Source organism: Alcanivorax sp. 24 (genome assembly GCF_004360225.1).
Taxonomy (GTDB): domain Bacteria; phylum Pseudomonadota; class Gammaproteobacteria; order Pseudomonadales; family Alcanivoracaceae; genus Alloalcanivorax; species Alloalcanivorax xiamenensis.
This window is the reverse complement of sequence record NZ_SNUA01000024.1, coordinates 14,717-32,123: the sequence shown is the minus strand read 5'-3', so window position 1 is coordinate 32,123 and position 17,407 is coordinate 14,717. Positions and strand designations below refer to the sequence as shown.

Below are 17,407 nucleotides of genomic sequence, written 5' to 3'. Positions count from 1 at the left end.
CGCCCCCACCGTACCTCGTGGTATCGGCGACCCCAGCACTGATTAAAGCCCCTGCGCGAACGCTCGACAAGGAACCTCTCCACAACGGGACGCCGCCTCCTCCACCATGGCGGGACACACCGGCCGGTTCGTGCTAGCCTGCCGGACACCGTCCATCACTATCAGTGCCGATCATGCGAACCATCGCCTTTTATAATCTGAAAGGAGGGGTGGGCAAGACCACCACGGCCATCAATGTGGCCTGGCACGCGGCCCGCTGGAAGCATCGCACCCTGCTCTGGGATCTGGATCCCCAGGGCGCCGCCAGTTTCTATCTCGGTGTCGACGACGGCGCCGGCTATAAAGCGGGCGCCGTTCTCAAGGGCAAACAGCCCATGGGCAACCTGAAGCGGGAAACCCGCTGGCCCCTGCTGGACGCCATCCCCTCCGACCTCAGCCTGCGCAATGCCGACCTCAAGCTGGCGGAGACCGGTCGCGGTCAGTTGCGGCAACTGGTGGCGCCGTTCGGCGAAACCTACGAATTAATGCTGCTGGATTGCCCCCCTACCCTGAGCCCGGTGGCGGAAAGCATTTTCTCCGCCGCCGACTACCTGGTGGTACCGGTGATCCCCACGCACCTTTCCCTGCGCGCCCTGGAACAAGTTCGGGAATGGCTGGACAGCAAGAAGCTCAAGAACCTGGAACTGATCCCGTTCTATAACATGGTGGACCGGCGCCGGGCCCTGCATTTGGAGTTGCTGGTGAAACGGCCGCCGATCATGCGTAACGGCCTGCAGACCTGGATCCCCTACTCCACCCATGTGGAGCAGATGGGCGATCATCGCGCACCGGTGGCGGAATTCGCCCCGCACACGCCGGCCGCCCACGCCTACCGGGCGCTGTGGTTCGAGCTGCTGGATCGCATCAAGCTCTGAGCACGAAACGCGGAACCTATTGCGGGCCACCACCACGTTCCGCAGCTTCCCACGGAGAAGAGTCACGGAGCCGCTGTGGGAAGCTTGCTTGCAAGCGAATATTGCCAGCGGAGAAAACAATTCGCTGCCTAGGCAGTCTCCCACAGCGGCTTCGTAGCGAAGGGTTGCGGAGTTCGTGGAACCGGCCTATTCGCTCCAGGGATCGGCCCGTTGCAGGATGGCATCCAGATCCAAACCACGCGGCAGAGTGCCGTAGTTGCGGTCACCGTGCTCACCCAGGCGGGAGGCGATAAAGGCTTCCGCCACGGCACTGTTGCCGGCGGCCACCAATTGACTGGCCTGCATCGTCAGCGACAGGCGGTCGACGATGTCGCGGGCACGATATTCCGCATCCGCCATATCGGAGAACTCGCCCTTCAACGTCGCCACGGCGTGATCCAGACGGCTGTCGGCACCGGCCGCCTTACCCAGTTCAGCGAACCACGCGTCCAGAACTCCCGGCGTCTTCGCCAGAGCGCGCAGCATATCCAGCGCCTGCACATTGCCGGACCCTTCCCAGATCGCGTTGATCGGCGCCTCCCGGTACAGACGGGCCATCATGAAGTCCTCTATGGCGCCGTTCCCCCCCAGGCATTCCATCGCCTCGTAGGCGTGGAACGGGGTACGTTTGCAAATCCAGTACTTGCCCGCCGGCAACCCCAACCGCAACAGTAGTTGCTCCTGCTCATTACCACTGTCCAGCATGGTATTGTCCAGCGCCTCGCCCATGCGCATGGCGATGGCCAGGGACCCTTCCACTTCCAGTTGCAGATCGGCCAGCACGTTGCGCATCAGCGGCTGGTCAATCAGCGTCTTGCCGAACGCGGCCCGGCCCTGGGTGTGATTAACCGCCTGTGCCACCGCCTGACGCTGCCCCGCCGAAGAACCGATCATGCAGTCGAAGCGGGTCATCGCCACCATCTCGATGATCGCCGGCACGCCGCGCCCTTCCTCGCCGACCATCCAGCCCAGAGCACCGCGCAATTCGATCTCGGAGGAGGCGTTGGAGACGTTGCCCACCTTGTTTTTCAGGCGCTGCACCTGGATCGGGTTCTTGCTGCCGTCCGGCCGCCAGCGCGGCACCAGAAAACAGCTCAGACCACTTTCAGTATGTGCCAGCACCAGGAAAGCATCGCACATGGGCGCCGAGGTGAACCACTTGTGGCCGATCAGCTCGTAGGCCTCGCCGGAACCGCCCGGGCCGATCGCATAGGCGCGAGTGGTGTTGGCACGCACATCGGAGCCGCCCTGTTTCTCGGTCATGCCCATGCCGATGGTCAGGGACTGCTTTTCGTAGTGCGGCACATTACGCGGGTCATAACCGTTGTTGAGAACCTTCGGCAGCCATTCCTCGGCCAGGGACGGGGTCAGCCGGATCGAGGGTACCGCCGCGAAGGTCATGGTCAGCGGGCAGCCGTGGCCCGCTTCCGCCTGGGCCTGCAGGTAGCTGCGCGCGGCCCGGGCCACATGGGCGCCGGGCCTGGGATCGGTCCAGGGCGCGGAGTGGATGCCGCTCTCCAGCCCCAGCGCCATCAGGTTGTGATAGGCCGGGTGATATTTCACCTCGTCCACCCGGTAACCGTGACGGTCGTGAGAGAAAAACCGCGGTTTGTTTTCGTTGGCCAGGAAGCCCCATTCGATCACCTCGGCGCTGCCGGTCCTGGCACCGTGGGCGGACAACGCCGGTTCCGCCCAGCCCGCACCGTGGCGGCGTACCGCCTCACGCAGGGCATTGTCGGTGTCATAGGCGTTGTAATCCTGCAGGTCACCGGACTGGTTGAACACCTCATGGGTGTCGGCCAGGGCCTCCACGTTCAAAGCATCGTGTTGAGCATTCATGATTGACCTCCCGCGCCGACGGCGCTTGTGGTGGTGTTTTGTTGTGGTTGTGTCGATTGCGATGGCGTGGCACCCACGGCCCGCAGGCAGAAGGCCACCATCTGATCCGGCAGGGCGGCGTCCGCCAGCGGCGCCGCCAGTGGCCCCACCAGGGCTTCGGCCACCGCACCCACCAGCGCCGCGGCGCTGGGAGCGGTGGCCTGGGCCGGCAGCTCGCCGCTGGCCACGCCGTGATCCAGTACATTCCGATACAGCGCCGCGTAGGTGGCCCGATAATGCAGGCGCTCGGCATCCACCTCCGGTTCCACCGGTTCGGCAATCAACGCCCAGGCCAGTTTCGGCGCCGCCATGGCCCGACCGGCGAACACCCGCAACGCCTGCTCCAGACGGGCACCAGCGCCCCCCGGCCCGGACAGGGCCCGCGCCACGGCCTCGACCTCCCGCTCGGTGGCGACGCGGAACACCTCCGCCGCCAGGGTCGCCTTGTTGTCGAAATAGCGATACAGCGTGCCGACACCCACCCCGGCGCGTTCCGCCACCGCCTGCATGGTCATGGCGACGAATCCACCTTCACGCACCAGCGTCTCGGCGGTTCGCAGCAAATTCTCCCGCTGCGCCGCCTTGCGTGCCCGCACCTGCGCGGTTTCCCGGTATGCCATGATCGGAATCCTGATTCCCACTTTCAAAGAATTGAATCATGATTCCGGGCTTGAAGCAAGCGACGCCGGTTGGCAATTCAAACCATGCGCCCTCTCTCGATAGCCCTCGAATTGTTATAGTGGAGCCAACAAAAACAGACAGGCCGGACAACACCACAATCATGAAACGCGCGCTTTTGATCCTTGCCTCGATCCTGTTGCTGATCCCGGTCACTGTAATTCTCGCCCTTACCATTGCCCGTGATGTGCCCGGGGGCACCTACCTGCCCCAGCCTATCAATTCCAAGTTTGATTCCTATGCCGAGGTCACCTGGGCCGAGGTTGACCGCCTGCTGCCGGTAATGCGGCTCTATGGACCGGATGGGACCAAACTGCGCGGTTATTTGATGGTGCCGTTCAAGAAAGAGGCTCTCCCGTTGCGTGGTCATGGCAAGGATTATGTTGCCGAGGCGAACGGTTCAATTCGTTTTGTTCAGGAAGAAGGCTTATTCGGCAATCGCTATCCGGACATCGAGGACGAGAGTGACCTCAACGCGCTGAAAGAGCGAAGCAAGGACAACCTCGCCACCGACATAAACGGTATCCAGGCACTGAAGCTGGTCCCGGTCGAGCCGGACGCCCCTGAACTCCTGCGGCGCCAGACCGATTGGCACGATGCGCGCAACCGGACGCAAAAAATATTCCAGCAACTTGCCCAGGCCAAAGCCACGCCAACATGGCAGACCTCCTTCAAGGGTATGCTGTCGCTGAAGCTGCCCGGAAATTATGTTCTCAGATATCCTGAAGCCAGGTCCGATGCCGTGGCATTCAAGGTTTGGCAGCGGCACGGAAGCGATCCCAAAGCCCACGAAATGACCCTCTTCGCCACCACCAATGAAGATAAATACCAGCGGCGGAAAGTGGCGAAGAACTTTTTTTCCAATCATCCCGATCATCACAGCCTCGGACACGATATCCACATCGCGCGAGAGCCAAACGGCTACTATTACATTCAGGCCGAACGCGATATCGACGATACCTATATCCTTGCCAAGGCAGAAACACCCGATACGCGGGTGGCGGGTGATTTCATTGGCATCATCAAACAGCTGGGGACGGAAGAGCTCCCCCTGCGGTCACTTGCGGGCGAATATATTCCCGCCGTGGACTCCGATACGGGACAAAAGGACTATGCGGGATTCGTGACCTTTCTCGGACAGCGACTAACCCCTCTGTTCAATCCCGACGACGATTTATTCCACGGCCGATCGGCTCCTATGGCGTCACCGGATCATCCCCCAAGGCTTGATTTTTTTTCCTTCGATCAAGAGGGAGCGGTGTCAATACGGATCTTTCTTGTACGTTGGGACGAAGCCAATCCACCCGCGCTCCAGGACGTCTGGCCTCATGCCCCCGCCGAGGACGAATATGGCAAGACAGTGGCGGCGGCCGGCCCGGCATTGAAACTGCGCATCAACCAGCAACGGAAGACCTGCAACAGCCGTTACCGTTTACCCATCGCCAGCCTGGATGACGATCTGCAATTGAGCTTGCTGTTTGATGTCAGCTCAAACAGCCTGCCGGAGTGTCAGGAGGCAGCGGCCTGGTTCAAACAACTTGATCTGGCGGCCCTGAGAAGAGCGGTCCCCGCCATCGACAATGAAACCGTCTGGCGCCCCTTCTTTCAGAACGCCTCCCTCAAAAGCCGCTGACGGCCCAGCCCAACAACGCCATCCCCACCACCAGCCAGAGCAAGGGCACCTTTCCCGACCGCAATAACACGAATCCCGCCACCACCACCGCGAAATCCCCCACACCGGCCACCGCCGAGCGAAACACCGGGTCGTAGAGGGCCGCCAGCAGCAAGCCCACCACCGCCGCGTTGATGCCGGCCACCGCTCCGGCCATGGCCGGGCGACTGGCCAGGCCGCGCCAGGCGTCGGCCAACGCCCACACCAGCAGAAAACCAGGCAGGAAAATCGCCACCGTCGCCAGGGCCGCGCCGGACCAGGGCGCCGCCGGCATCAGCAGAGCGCCCAGGTAGGCGGCCAGGGAAAACATCGGTCCGGGCACTGCCTGGGCGGCGGCATAGCCGGTCAGAAAGGCATCGGTGGTAATGCGGTCACCGACGAAACCTTGCAACAACGGCAACACCACATGGCCGCCACCGAACACCAGGGCTCCGGCGCTATAAAAGTCCCGCGGCAGCCAGAACCCGCCGACCAGCATGAACAACACCCACAATCCGGCGAACAGCAGCAACGGACGGACCTTGATCGCACCGCTCCGCGAGACCGTCTCCACGGTTCGTTTCAGCCGTCCGGCGCCGATCAGCGCCGCGAACGACAGGGCCAGCAGTTGTGTAACAATGCCGGGCCACCACCACAGGGACACCGCCGTGGCCAGCGCCAGTCCCCGAGTCGGGGTGTCGGGACAAAAACGGCGCCCCATGTTCCAAACCGCGTCGGCCACCACCACCACGGCCAGCCACTTGAGCCCCTGTACCACGCCGTCCAGTCGATCGCCGGCCCAGCGGGCGGCGAACAGGGCCACCAGCACCATGATCAGAAACGACGGCAGGGTAAAACCGAGAAACGCGGCCAGCGCACCGGGCAAACCGGCATGGTGGCGGCCAATGGCGAACCCCAGTTGGCTGGAGGCCGGGCCGGGGAGAAACTGGGTCAACGCCATCAGGCGGGCGAACTCCTCCTCGTCCAGCCAACCCAGAGTGCCGACAAAACGGCGATGAAAATACCCCACATGCGCCGCCGGACCACCGAAGCTGATCCAGCCCAACAGAAAAAATTCACGAAAAACCCGCCATGCCTGCATTGTCGTTTTGTTCCCCGTCACGGTTTCGTCACAGTCGCGCCGGATTCTGCGTGGCGCACATGTCACGCGGATGTCACCGCGCCCACGGGCAGGTATACTCCCGCCATGCAACGCGATCCCCTTTCGATTCTCCAGCACGTATTCGGCTACCACGAGTTCCGTAACCAGCAGGCCGCCATTATCGACACCCTGGTCAGCGGTGGCGATGCCCTGGTGTTGATGCCCACCGGCGGCGGCAAATCCCTGTGTTACCAGATCCCGGCCCTGGCGCGGGAGGGCGTCGGCGTGGTGGTCAGCCCCTTGATCGCACTGATGCAGGATCAGGTGGACGCGCTCAACGCCCTCGGCGTCAGCGCCGGTTTCCTCAATTCCACCCTCGACGCCGGTCGGGCCCGGGAGCTGGAACAACAAGTCCGCGACGGTACCCTGGATCTGCTCTACGTGGCCCCGGAACGACTGACCCAGCCGAGAACCCTGGAGTTGCTGCACCAATCGCCGCTGGCGCTGTTCGCCATCGACGAGGCCCACTGTGTGTCACAGTGGGGCCACGATTTCCGCAGCGACTATTTGCAGCTATCGCTGTTGCACCGGGAATTCCCCCAGGTGCCACGCATCGCCCTGACCGCCACCGCCGACCCGCGTACCCGCCAGGAGATTGCTGAACGGCTGGACCTGACCGAGGCACGGCATTTCGTCTCCAGTTTCGATCGTCCCAATATCCAGTACCGGATCGAACGCAAGGACAGTGCCCGCCAGCAACTGTTGCGGCTGATTCGCAACGAGCACGCCGGCGACGCCGGCATTGTTTATTGCCTGTCCCGCAACAAAGTGGAGCAAACCGCCGACTGGCTCAACCAACAGGGTATTCCCGCCCTGCCCTACCACGCGGGGCTCGGCGGCGAGATGCGCGCGCGCCATCAGCAGCGATTCCTGCGCGAGGACGGCCTGGTGATGGTGGCGACCGTGGCCTTCGGCATGGGCATCGACAAACCGGACGTGCGCTTCGTCGCTCACCTGGATCTGCCCAAAAGCATCGAAGCCTATTACCAGGAAACCGGCCGGGCCGGCCGCGACGGCGCCTCCGCCACCGCCTGGATGGCCTACGGCCTGGAAGACGCCATCCGCCACAAACAGATGCTGGCGCAATCGGAAGGCAACGAACAGTTCAAGCGGCATGAGCATCAGCGGCTGGAAGCCATGCTCGGCCTCTGTGAAGTGACCCGGTGCCGGCGCCAGGCACTGCTGAATTATTTCGGTGAAGCCCTGGATCAGCCCTGCGGCAACTGCGACACCTGCCTGAATCCGCCGCAGACATTCGACGCCACCGAAGTGGCGCGCAAGGCGCTCAGCTGTGTTTACCGCACCGGCCAGCGCTTCGGCGTCAACCACCTGGTGGATGTACTCACCGGCAATCGCAGCGATAAAGTCGCTTCCGCCGGCCATGACCATGTCTCCACCTGGAACATCGGCGGCGAGCTGTCCGCCAATCAGTGGCGGGCCGTGTACCGGCAACTGGTGGCACTGGGCCTGCTCACCGTGGATGCCGCCGGCTATGGCGCTCTGCAGCTCACCGAAAACTGCCGTCCGTATTTGCGCGGTGAGCGGTCGCTGCAGCTGCGCAAGGATGTGGCCCGTGCCCAGACCCGCTCCCGCCGCGCCGAGCGGGTGCCGGTGACGGACGCCGAACGCCCGCTTTGGGAAGCCCTGCGCGCCTGCCGCAAGCAATTGGCCGAGGAAGCCGGCGTGCCCCCCTATGTGATCTTTCACGACGCCACCCTGCTCGACATGATGGCGATTCACCCAGCCTCGCTGCGTGACATGGCCAGCGTCAGCGGCGTCGGCGACCGCAAACTGGAAGCCTACGGCGACGCTTTCCTGGAAGTGTTCCACCGCTACGCTTCATGACGGTCCGCTTCGTCCGCTGATGCATCTCCCACAGGGAGACTACGAAGCTGCTGTAGGAGCTTTGTCCGGGCGGCGGACCGCTGCAAGCGAACGGAATCGCCAAGCCCAAAAGATTCGCCAGCAGGCGGGCTCCCACAGCGGCTTCGTAGCAGCTCTGAATTCATACCTCCAAGGCCGACCGACGTGTCGCGTCTCAGAGAGCGGGCTCAACCGGGGGACAGCACGGATCATCAAACCGTCATTTCAATGACGCCGAATCATCACATCCATTGTCCAGCATAAGCAGCGCTCAGGGAGCCCGCCCGCTCCCGACCCGGGTTCCATACCCCGCCTCCGCCGTCGCGGAGAAGCGCGAAGCAAGGCGCGTGATGGGATGCACCCGGGCATACCAATACCAAACTGGGGGTTCACATCATGCGATTCACGGCATTACCGCTGTACGCGGTGCTGCTCGGCGGCTTGTTGTCCGCCTGCGGCGGTTCTTCGTCCTCATCCGATTCCGGCGCGCCACCCACCGATCCCGGCGACGGCGGCGAAACACCCACGCCGACACCGGTTTCCACCCTGCGCATTGGTCTGTTGCCCGATACCCAGGGCGGCGGCGACAACGTTTCCATGCACCCGATGAAAGCGGTGCTCGACAAGGAACAGGAACTGGGTGTGGACATCGTGATCCCGGTGGGCGACCTCACCGACCACGGCACCACCCGCGAGTTCGAGCAATGGACCTCGGTGGCGGAAGGCTACCGTGACGCCGGCATCGAATTCCTGCCACTGATGGGCAACCACGAAGACAGCTACGCCTACTCGGTGGAATGGATCGAGAACATGAAGCACTACATCCCCGAGGATGCGGTGCACATGGCCGGCGCCCAGTACCTGAACTACTACGTGATCCGCGACAATGTGATGATCATCCTGCTCAAGTACTACAACCTGCCCATCGCCTTTCAATGGATCAAGCAGGAAGTGGCCGCCAACGAAGGCAAATTCGACCACTTGGTGATCGCCAGCCACGACGGCCTGATCGGTGCCAAGTACGGCGAAACCCGCGAGATGATCGTGGAGGGCACCAAAGGAGATAACGCCCTGATGGACATGTGGGACGACATCCGCGCCTTCTTCGCACGCTATGATGTGCTCTGGGTGCAGGGCCACGAACACATGTATCAACGCTCCGTGATCACCGCGCCGATCTGGGTTGATCCTTCATCCTGGACCACCGCCGACGGCAACTACCGTCTGCCGCAGTACACCCAGATCATGTCCGGCAACGCCTCCTATAAAGGCTATGAATTCCGCTACGGTGAGCGGGAACTGGTGCAGCGTGTCGTGCAGCAAAAGATGAATACCATGGATAACGGTTCCCCGGCCTATGACGCCAACGCCTCGGTGCTCACCTTCCAGGGCGACCGGGTCGACTATGAGTCCTGGTACGTCGAACACACCATCGGCAGCAACGAAGACGGCGTCAAAGAACTGGCCGACCCGCAATGGAAACTGATGGATCGCTTTTCACGCACCAAGAACCGCTGCGAACGGCTGGTCTACCCCAACTCCATTCCCGAAGGCACCCGCCCGGTGATGTACCTGGACGCCAGCTACATCAGCAACGACTGCACTGGCGACGACGGCAGCGTGGCGCGCATGGTGGCCGGCACCAACAACACTTTTAACCGGGTCGAAAGCCGTACCCGCGACATGGGCGTGACCCCCGGCTTCAGCCGCGCCGAAACCGTCACCGACCTGATGCGCCTGGGCTACCAGTTCCTGTTCCAGTACCACGAATCCTGGACCCCCAACCTCAACGGCAACCAGCGCCTGGTCGCGCTTAACGAAAGCGAAGTGGAAATTCCCGAAACCACCATCGATCTCAAAGAGCTGGTGACCATGAGCTGGCAACAGGGCGATTCGGATACCGCTTCGGACATTCTCATCGTCAGCGGCACTCAGAACCAGACCGGCACCTACTCCAGCGCCTACGGCGCGGTGAAGGACATCGAAAGCATGGTTGGCCTGCCCGGCAGCCAGCCCGATGGCACCGCCAAGCAGCCTCATACCCTGCCAGCCACCGCCAGCAAAGCCTGGGATCTGACCACCGCCGTGTCCGACGCCTATGCGCTGACCTTCGACGCCAGCGAAGGCCTGGACACCGACAGCCACACTCTGGCGTGGCGCACCGCCGACGGCTGGCAGGCCATTGCTGACACCGACTGCGTGGTACAACAACCGTTCGACAGCGCCTTCCTGAGCACGCAGCCAAACCGTCCGGACGCCTGCGCCGATCAGCCCCTGGTGGGCTTCGACGCCGACCACGGCCGGCGCTGGTGGGCGGTACTGCAACAGGATGCGGAGCTGGCGCTGATCAGCCGCTAACGTTTTGAGACAAATCGCGGCTCGTGAGCCACTGGTACCCTACAGTTGTGGAACATCCGTTTACACGCAACCGTTGGCACACTGATTCGCGAGCAAGCTCGCTTCCCACAGAGAGGGCCGCGGAGCCGCTGTGGGAGGCTGGCTTGCCAGCGAATCAGTGTGCCGGCTTGACTTCCCGTCCCCGCTTGGCCAAGCATGGGCCGATAACAACAAACAGGCCCACGCCATGGGGTTCTACAGTGACTACATTTTTCCGCCCCTGCTGGACCTGGGGACACGCCCTTTCCATCGCGATCGCCAACGCTTGATTGCCGCCGCTCGCGGGCGGGTCCTGGAAATCGGCGTCGGCAATGGCGCCAATCTGCCGTTCTACAGTGATCAGGCCACTGAAATCCACGGCCTGGAACCGAGCCTCCCGTTACTCAACCGGGCCCGCCGGCAAGCTGACAACGGCCGCCACCCTGAACGCATCCTCTTGCTGGCCGGTGATGCACGGCGATTGCCCTACCCGGACCAACACTTTGACACCGTGGTCGCGTGCCTGGTGCTGTGCACCATCCCCGATCCTGAACTGGCCGCCCGGGAAATGCGGCGGGTGATGTCTGATACAGGTCAGTTATTGGTTCTGGAGCACATCGCCAGCCCCAATTCCCGCACGCAACGCTGGCAAAATCGTCTGACGCCGTTATGGAAGCATTTGGCGTGCGGCTGTCACCTCAACCGAGCGACCCCTGATATCCTCCGCGATGCCGGTTTCGATCTTACCCAGACCCACCGTTACCGCCATGCCGGCCTGCCAGCCTTCGCCAGTCAGGTACTGGAAGGCCCGGCCAGACCACGCCCCGGCTGATCCCGTCGCGGCCTGTTCCTCCGCCCCCGACCGTAAAAATGTGTCAATACCGCTCTCCATGGGCCTTCTCCATGGCCCGCAAGAGATAAAGTCCTCGTGCCCCCGGCGCCAATCAGGTAACCTTCGCGCCTTTATTGCTTCCCTTCCTTAACGCCGAAGATACCCCCTATGGATTTCCAGTCCCTCGGATTGATCGATCCCCTTTTGCGTGCCGTGTCCGAACAGGGCTACGACCGCCCCTCGCCGATTCAGGCCCAAGCCATTCCTTCGGTTCTGGAGGGCGGTGACGTAATGGCCGCCGCCCAGACCGGTACCGGCAAGACCGCCGGTTTTACCCTGCCACTGCTGCAACGGCTGGAGCCGGGCAAGCCGGCCGGCAGCCGTCAGGTGCGGGCGCTGGTCCTGACGCCCACCCGTGAACTGGCCGCCCAGGTCGGTGAAAGCGTGGTCGAGTACGGAAAATACCTGCCCGCGCTGCGCTCCGCCGTGGTGTTTGGCGGCGTCAACATCAACCCGCAGATCAACCGTCTGCGCGGCGGCGTGGACGTGCTGGTGGCCACCCCAGGACGGCTGCTGGACCTGTATCAGCAAAAGGCGATGTCCTTCGACCAACTGGAAATCCTGGTGCTGGATGAAGCGGACCGGATGCTCGACATGGGCTTCATCCACGACATCCGCAAGGTACTGCGACTGTTGCCGAAGCAGCGGCAGACCCTGATGTTCTCCGCCACCTTCTCCAATGAAATCCGCACGCTGGCGAAGACCCTGGTGCGCAATCCCAAGGAAATCGACGTCAGCCCGCGCAACAGTACCGCCGAGCGGGTGCGTCAATGGGTGGTGACCGTGGACAAACGGCACAAGGCGGCGTTGCTCACCCATCTGATCGGCGATCAGCAATGGTTCCAGGTGCTGGTGTTCACACGCACCAAGCACGGTGCCAACCGCCTGGCCAAACAGCTGGAAAACGCCGGCATCGAAGCCGCCGCGATCCACGGCAATAAAAGCCAGAATGCCCGCACCCGCGCCCTGGCCGGCTTCAAGAGCGGCGATGTGCGCGCTCTGGTGGCCACCGATATCGCCGCCCGCGGCCTGGACATCGATCAGCTGCCGCAGGTGGTGAACTTCGACCTGCCCAACGTGGCCGAGGACTACGTGCACCGGATCGGCCGTACCGGCCGCGCCGGCGCCGACGGTGAAGCAGTGTCACTGGTCAGCGGCGAGGATCAGAAACTGCTCAAAGGTATCGAACGACTGATCAAACAGCCGATCGAACGCCGCCAGGTGAGCAACTTCGAACCGCCGGCGGTGGCCGATATCCCCGATGATCGGGAACCGCGCTCCCGTCCCAATGGTTCCCGCCCCGGCTCCCGTTCAGGGAATGCCCCTGCCAACAAAGGCGGTGGCCAGCGCCGCTCCGCGCCCCGCGATGCCGACGGCAAGCCGGCACCGCGCCGGCGTCGCCGTGGTGGCGGTGGCCAGCGCGGCGGCAATGGCGGCAACCGCGCCAGCCGCGGCTGATCGAACCCGCGCCCGCGGCGCCTCAAATTCGCCGCCAAGGCAACGCCCACGGCGGCGCTGTAGTTTTCTCCGTGGGAAACCGCCTTGGCAGCGAATACGACGTCCACCGATACCTCACAGCATCGTGGGGCAGCAGAGTTCCCTGCCTTCGCGCTTTCCATCTTCTCTTTTTGTTCATGATTGACGAACAGTGATATCGGATTTCTCCTGATTATTCACCCTGTACAGGGGTGTATGGTGTTCCGGTTTCCCGCATAAACCGACCAAGGAGAACCTGTATGTCCGCTCCTCACCAGAACGTCGCCATCGTCACCGGCGCTTCCCGTGGCATTGGCGCCGCCATCGCCAAACGCCTGGCCGCCGATGGCCATGCCGTGGTGATCAACTACGCCGCCAGCGCCCCGGCGGCGGAAGCCCTGGCGGCGAAGATCGAGCAAGCCGGCGGCACCGCCTTGCCAGTCAAGGCCGATGTCAGTGACCCACGGGCAGTGGCGGAACTGTTCGATGCCACCGAGGCCGCATTCGGTGGTGTCGATGTGCTGATCAACAACGCCGGTATTCTCAAACTGGCGCCCCTGGCCGACGGCGACGACGAGCTGGTGGACAGCCAGATCGCCATCAACCTCAAGGGCACCCTGAATACCCTGCGCCAGGCATCGCGGCGCCTGCGCGAGGGCGGCCGCATTGTCAATTTCTCCACCAGCGTGGTGGGCCTGAAGCTGGAAAACTACGGCGTTTACGCCGCCACCAAAGCAGCGGTGGAAACCCTCACCGGCATTCTCGCCAAGGAACTGCGCGGCCGTGACATCACCGTCAATGCGGTGGCCCCGGGCCCCACCGCCACCGATCTGTTCCTGGATGGCAAATCGGAGGAACTGGTGGAACGGCTGGCGAAACTGAGCCCCATGGAACGGTTGGGTACGCCGGAGGACATCGCCGGCACCGTGGCGTTCCTGGTCGGCGCCGACGGCGGCTGGGTCAATGGCCAGGTGCTGCGCGCCAATGGTGGGGTGGTTTAGGTCCGGCACGGCGGGCAATCGCGGCTCGTGAGCCGCTCCCACGACCAGTCCGGGGTTACCGGAAGGTCTCTATACCCTCGTCCCATAATTCGCTGACACGTCGGCACGCTAACCGCCCGGCTTGCCAGCCGGTTTTCGAGACATTAATTCCGGTCAGGTGCGCGGTTCGTGGGCACTGCTGCCCGATCCATTTTGGCGGGTTGGGCGCCGGGCTCGATTCGCGTGTACACACGCTTCCCACAAGAGGGCTACAGCGTCGCTGTGGGAGCGGCCTGGGCCGCGAATGGAGTGTGTTAGCGGTGTTGCGTGTTGCGTGTTGCGTGTTGCGTGCAAGCGATGCTTTCACGTCCAGCCCGCCAAAAAACCGACCATCGTCTACTGGCATCCCGGCAGCTCCGATGCTTGGATAACCGTACCGCGTGCCGACGTCGCCTCCGCACGCCACAAAACAACAAACGGCAAGGAATCGGAAATGAGCTATCGGAATGCCTTTCAGCAGGCCCGCCAACAACCGGAAACCTTCTGGGCCGAGCAGGCCCGCGACGTGGCCTGGTACCGACCGCCCACGCGCATCCTGGAAACCCTGGATGACGGTACTCACCGCTGGTTCAGCGATGGCCGCCTGAACACCTGCTATCTGGCCCTGGACCATCAGGTGGAACAAGGCCGGGGCGAGCAGGACGCACTGATTTTCGATTCCCCGGTCACTGGCGTCCGCCAGCGTTACACTTACAACCAGCTGTTGGAACGGGTGGCCGAGCTGGCCGGCGCGCTCACCCGTCTCGGCGTCACGGCCGGCGATGGGGTGGTGATCTATATGCCGATGGTGCCGGAAGCGGCCATGGCCATGCTCGCCTGCGCCCGCATTGGCGCGGTGCATTCCGTGGTGTTCGGCGGTTTCGCCGCCAACGAACTGGCGGTGCGCATCGACGACGCCAGGCCCAAGGTGATCCTGACCGCTTCCTGCGGCATCGAGATCGATCGCGTGATTCCCTACACACCGCTGGTTCACGGCGCTCTGCGACAATGCCGGCATCACGTCGATCAGGTCCTGGTACTGCAGCGCGAAACCGCAACCGCGGAACTGCGGCAGTACGGATTTCTCGATTGGCGGGCCACCGTCGATGGCAGTGACCTGGCGCCGCCGGCGCCGCTCGACGCCAACCACCCGCTTTACATCATGTACACCTCCGGCACCACCGGTAAGCCCAAGGGTATCGTCCGCGACCACGGCGGCCACGCCGTCGCTCTGCTCTACGCGCTGCGCAACATCTACGGCATGGAAGCCGGGGAAATCTGGTGGGGCTGTTCCGACGTGGGCTGGGTGGTGGGCCACTCGTTCATTGTCTACGCACCGCTGCTGGGCGGCTGCACCACGGTGATGTTCGAGGGCAAACCGGTGAAGACCCCGGACGCCGGTGCTTACTGGCGGCTGGTGGAAGAGTACGGCATCAATGGTCTGTTCGCCGCGCCCACCGCCTTCCGGGCCATGCGCAAGGAGGATCCGGAAGGCACGTTGTTCCAGCGCTACCGGATCGACACGCTCAAGCATCTGTTCGTCGCCGGCGAAAAGCTGGATACCCCCACCTACCAATGGCTCAGCGACCTCACCGGGCGGCCGGTGTACGACCACTGGTGGCAGACCGAAACCGGCTGGCCGGTGACCGCCCCCTGCGCCGGCCTCGGCGAACGGGAGGTGCGCAACGGCTCCACCAACCGGGCGGTACCCGGCTACCTGGTGGAAGTGCTGGGCGAGGACGGCCAGCCGCTGCCGCCCAACCAGGAAGGGGACATCGTGCTGCGCCTGCCGCTGCCGCCGGGCTGCGCGCAAACGCTTTGGAACGACCACCCACGCTATCTGGAAAGTTATTTACGCACCTATCCCGGCTATTACCACACCGGCGATGGCGGTTACCTGGACGAAGACGGCTTCGTGCACATCATGGGCCGCACCGACGACGTCATCAACGTGGCCGGTCACCGGCTTTCCACCGGCATCATGGAAGAGCACATCGCCACCCATCCGGCGGTGGCGGAATCGGCGGTGATCGGCCGCCACGATGAACTGCGGGGCGAGGTGCCGCTGGGGCTGGTGGTGCTCAAGGACGGCGTCGGGCAGTCACCACAACAGGTGGAGCAGGAACTGATCGCCCTGATTCGCGACCAGGTCGGCGCGGTGGCGTGTTTCCGTCGCGCCCTGATCGTGCCGCGATTACCGAAAACCCGCTCCGGCAAGACCTTGCGTGCCGCTTTGCGTAAGATGGTCAACGGCAAGGACTTTCCTCTGCCGCCGACCATCGACGACCCCGCCATTCTCGATGAAATCAGCGACGTGCTGATTCGCGAGGGCGAAGTCGCGCGACCCGGACGGGTTCTATGATCGGCACCAAGCCATGATCGGGAGAGAATGATGACAACACTGACCCTGAGCAGTGACGAACTGGTACGGCGGGCCAAGGCCCGCATTGAATCCTTGACGGCGGAGGACGCGGTGGCGCTGCTCGACGATCCGAACACCCGCTTCGTCGATCTGCGCGATGTGCGCGAGCTGCAACGCGAAGGCACCGTGCCCGGCGCTCTGCATTGCCCACGCGGCATGTTGGAATTCTGGGTCGATCCGGATTCCCCGTACCACAAGGACGCCTTCGCCAGCGGCCAGCGTTTCGTGCTGTTCTGCGCCCTGGGCCACCGTTCCGCCCTGGCCACCCAGCAGCTGGTGGAAATGGGGTTCGGCCCGGTGTGTGACATCGAAGGCGGATTCAAGGCCTGGCGTGAAGCCGGTGGCACGGTGGACAAAAAGGACTGAGCCAAACGCTCAGCCCAGTGGACCGCACACCCGTTCGAACCCCGCCACCACGAACGGAATCATGCGGTCATAGGCGGTCTGGAAGTCGTCGGAGCGGCACAGGCCGCCGGACATGGCATTGATGCGGCCGGTATTGGCGAACGTCAGTGACATGGCACCGGACATGAAGTGGTAGCACCAGTACAGATCGGCACGCTCGGCCCGTGGCAGGGCCGCCGCCAGCGCTTCCACGAACGCTTCCATGGGGCCGTCGAAATGGCGACTCATCAATACCGGTCCCCACACCGGCGAGGTGTTCACGTAGGCCAACAGCGCGCAATAGTTACGCCAGCCCCGATCCTCGCTCTCCTGGGCCATTTCCAGTGGCCGCAGATAAGCCTCGATGATTTTTTCCAGTGGTATCGGATCGCATTCAGCGCGGGCGGATGCCAGCGCCGCCAGACGGTCCTCGTTGAGAATGCGTGCCCGACGCTGGAACACGGTGTCGAACAGCTTCTGCTTGGCGCCGAAATAATAGCCGATCAGGGCCAGATCCACATCGGCCTCGCGAGCCACCGCCCGCAGCGTGACGGCGTCATAGCCATGGTAGGCGAACAGACGCTCGGCGGCGTCCAGAATCAGCGTGTCCCGGTTGCCACCGCCATCGCGGGAACGCGGACGGCCCACGGTTT

Annotated in this window: 13 protein-coding genes; 9 read left to right on the top strand and 4 right to left on the bottom strand. The window is 63.4% G+C overall.

All coding sequences use genetic code 11. The features are described 5' to 3' along the window. The first annotated feature begins 173 nt into the window (after window positions 1-173). Complete coding sequence (locus E0L37_RS20590; RefSeq protein WP_133493523.1) at window positions 174-914, top strand: ParA family protein; 741 nt, start codon at window positions 174-176, stop codon at window positions 912-914. A gap of 186 nt (window positions 915-1,100) precedes the next feature. Here the strand turns inward: E0L37_RS20590 and E0L37_RS20585 are convergent, their stop codons facing one another. Together E0L37_RS20585 and E0L37_RS20580 are read right to left on the bottom strand one after the other, a co-directional pair. After that, window positions 1,101-2,792, bottom strand: coding sequence for an acyl-CoA dehydrogenase family protein (locus E0L37_RS20585; RefSeq protein WP_133493522.1), 1,692 nt, complete (start codon window positions 2,790-2,792; stop codon window positions 1,101-1,103). Next, window positions 2,789-3,451: a TetR/AcrR family transcriptional regulator gene (locus tag E0L37_RS20580; RefSeq protein ID WP_133493521.1), complete on the bottom strand. Its 663-nt coding sequence runs from the start codon at window positions 3,449-3,451 to the stop codon at window positions 2,789-2,791. Before E0L37_RS20580 ends, E0L37_RS20585 begins: the two co-directional genes overlap by 4 nt. 38 nt (window positions 3,452-3,489) lie before the next feature. Between E0L37_RS20580 and E0L37_RS20575 the strand changes: the two genes are divergently transcribed. Then, complete coding sequence (locus E0L37_RS20575) at window positions 3,490-5,142, top strand: hypothetical protein (protein ID WP_133493520.1); 1,653 nt, start codon at window positions 3,490-3,492, stop codon at window positions 5,140-5,142. Here the strand turns inward: E0L37_RS20575 and chrA are convergent. Continuing rightward, complete coding sequence (gene chrA, locus E0L37_RS20570) at window positions 5,129-6,262, bottom strand: chromate efflux transporter (RefSeq protein ID WP_133493519.1); 1,134 nt, start codon at window positions 6,260-6,262, stop codon at window positions 5,129-5,131. The genes E0L37_RS20575 and chrA overlap by 14 nt on opposite strands. A gap of 105 nt (window positions 6,263-6,367) precedes the next feature. Here chrA and recQ point away from each other — a divergent pair, with 105 nt between their 5' ends. From recQ to E0L37_RS20535, 7 genes are all read left to right on the top strand, one after another. Continuing rightward, window positions 6,368-8,167 carry a DNA helicase RecQ gene (recQ, locus tag E0L37_RS20565; protein WP_133493518.1) on the top strand — a complete coding sequence of 600 codons (1,800 nt, stop codon included), beginning with the start codon at window positions 6,368-6,370 and terminating at the stop codon, window positions 8,165-8,167. A 414-nt stretch (window positions 8,168-8,581) separates the two neighbouring features. Next, a complete protein-coding gene (locus E0L37_RS20560; RefSeq protein ID WP_133493517.1) occupies window positions 8,582-10,543 on the top strand; it encodes a metallophosphoesterase in 1,962 nt (653 codons plus the stop codon). Between the two features lie 226 nt (window positions 10,544-10,769). Next, entirely contained in the window at window positions 10,770-11,393 is a 624-nt protein-coding gene (locus tag E0L37_RS20555) for a class I SAM-dependent methyltransferase (RefSeq protein ID WP_133493516.1), read from the top strand. A 168-nt stretch (window positions 11,394-11,561) separates the two neighbouring features. Then, the gene (locus E0L37_RS20550) at window positions 11,562-12,911 is read left to right on the top strand and encodes a DEAD/DEAH box helicase (RefSeq protein ID WP_133493515.1); all 1,350 of its coding nucleotides are present in this window, start codon (window positions 11,562-11,564) and stop codon (window positions 12,909-12,911) included. A 278-nt stretch (window positions 12,912-13,189) separates the two neighbouring features. Continuing rightward, the gene (locus E0L37_RS20545; protein WP_133493514.1) at window positions 13,190-13,930 is read left to right on the top strand and encodes an SDR family oxidoreductase; all 741 of its coding nucleotides are present in this window, start codon (window positions 13,190-13,192) and stop codon (window positions 13,928-13,930) included. A 472-nt stretch (window positions 13,931-14,402) separates the two neighbouring features. Then, entirely contained in the window at window positions 14,403-16,310 is a 1,908-nt protein-coding gene (locus E0L37_RS20540) for an AMP-binding protein (protein WP_133493513.1), read from the top strand. A gap of 27 nt (window positions 16,311-16,337) precedes the next feature. Next, window positions 16,338-16,736 carry a rhodanese-like domain-containing protein gene (locus E0L37_RS20535; RefSeq protein WP_133493512.1) on the top strand — a complete coding sequence of 133 codons (399 nt, stop codon included), beginning with the start codon at window positions 16,338-16,340 and terminating at the stop codon, window positions 16,734-16,736. 9 nt (window positions 16,737-16,745) lie between these two features. Here the strand turns inward: E0L37_RS20535 and E0L37_RS20530 are convergent, their stop codons facing one another. Beyond that, window positions 16,746-17,402 (bottom strand): TetR/AcrR family transcriptional regulator, encoded by a 657-nt coding sequence (locus E0L37_RS20530; RefSeq protein WP_133493511.1) that lies wholly within the window; start codon window positions 17,400-17,402, stop codon window positions 16,746-16,748. Between the last annotated feature and the right edge of the window lie 5 nt (window positions 17,403-17,407).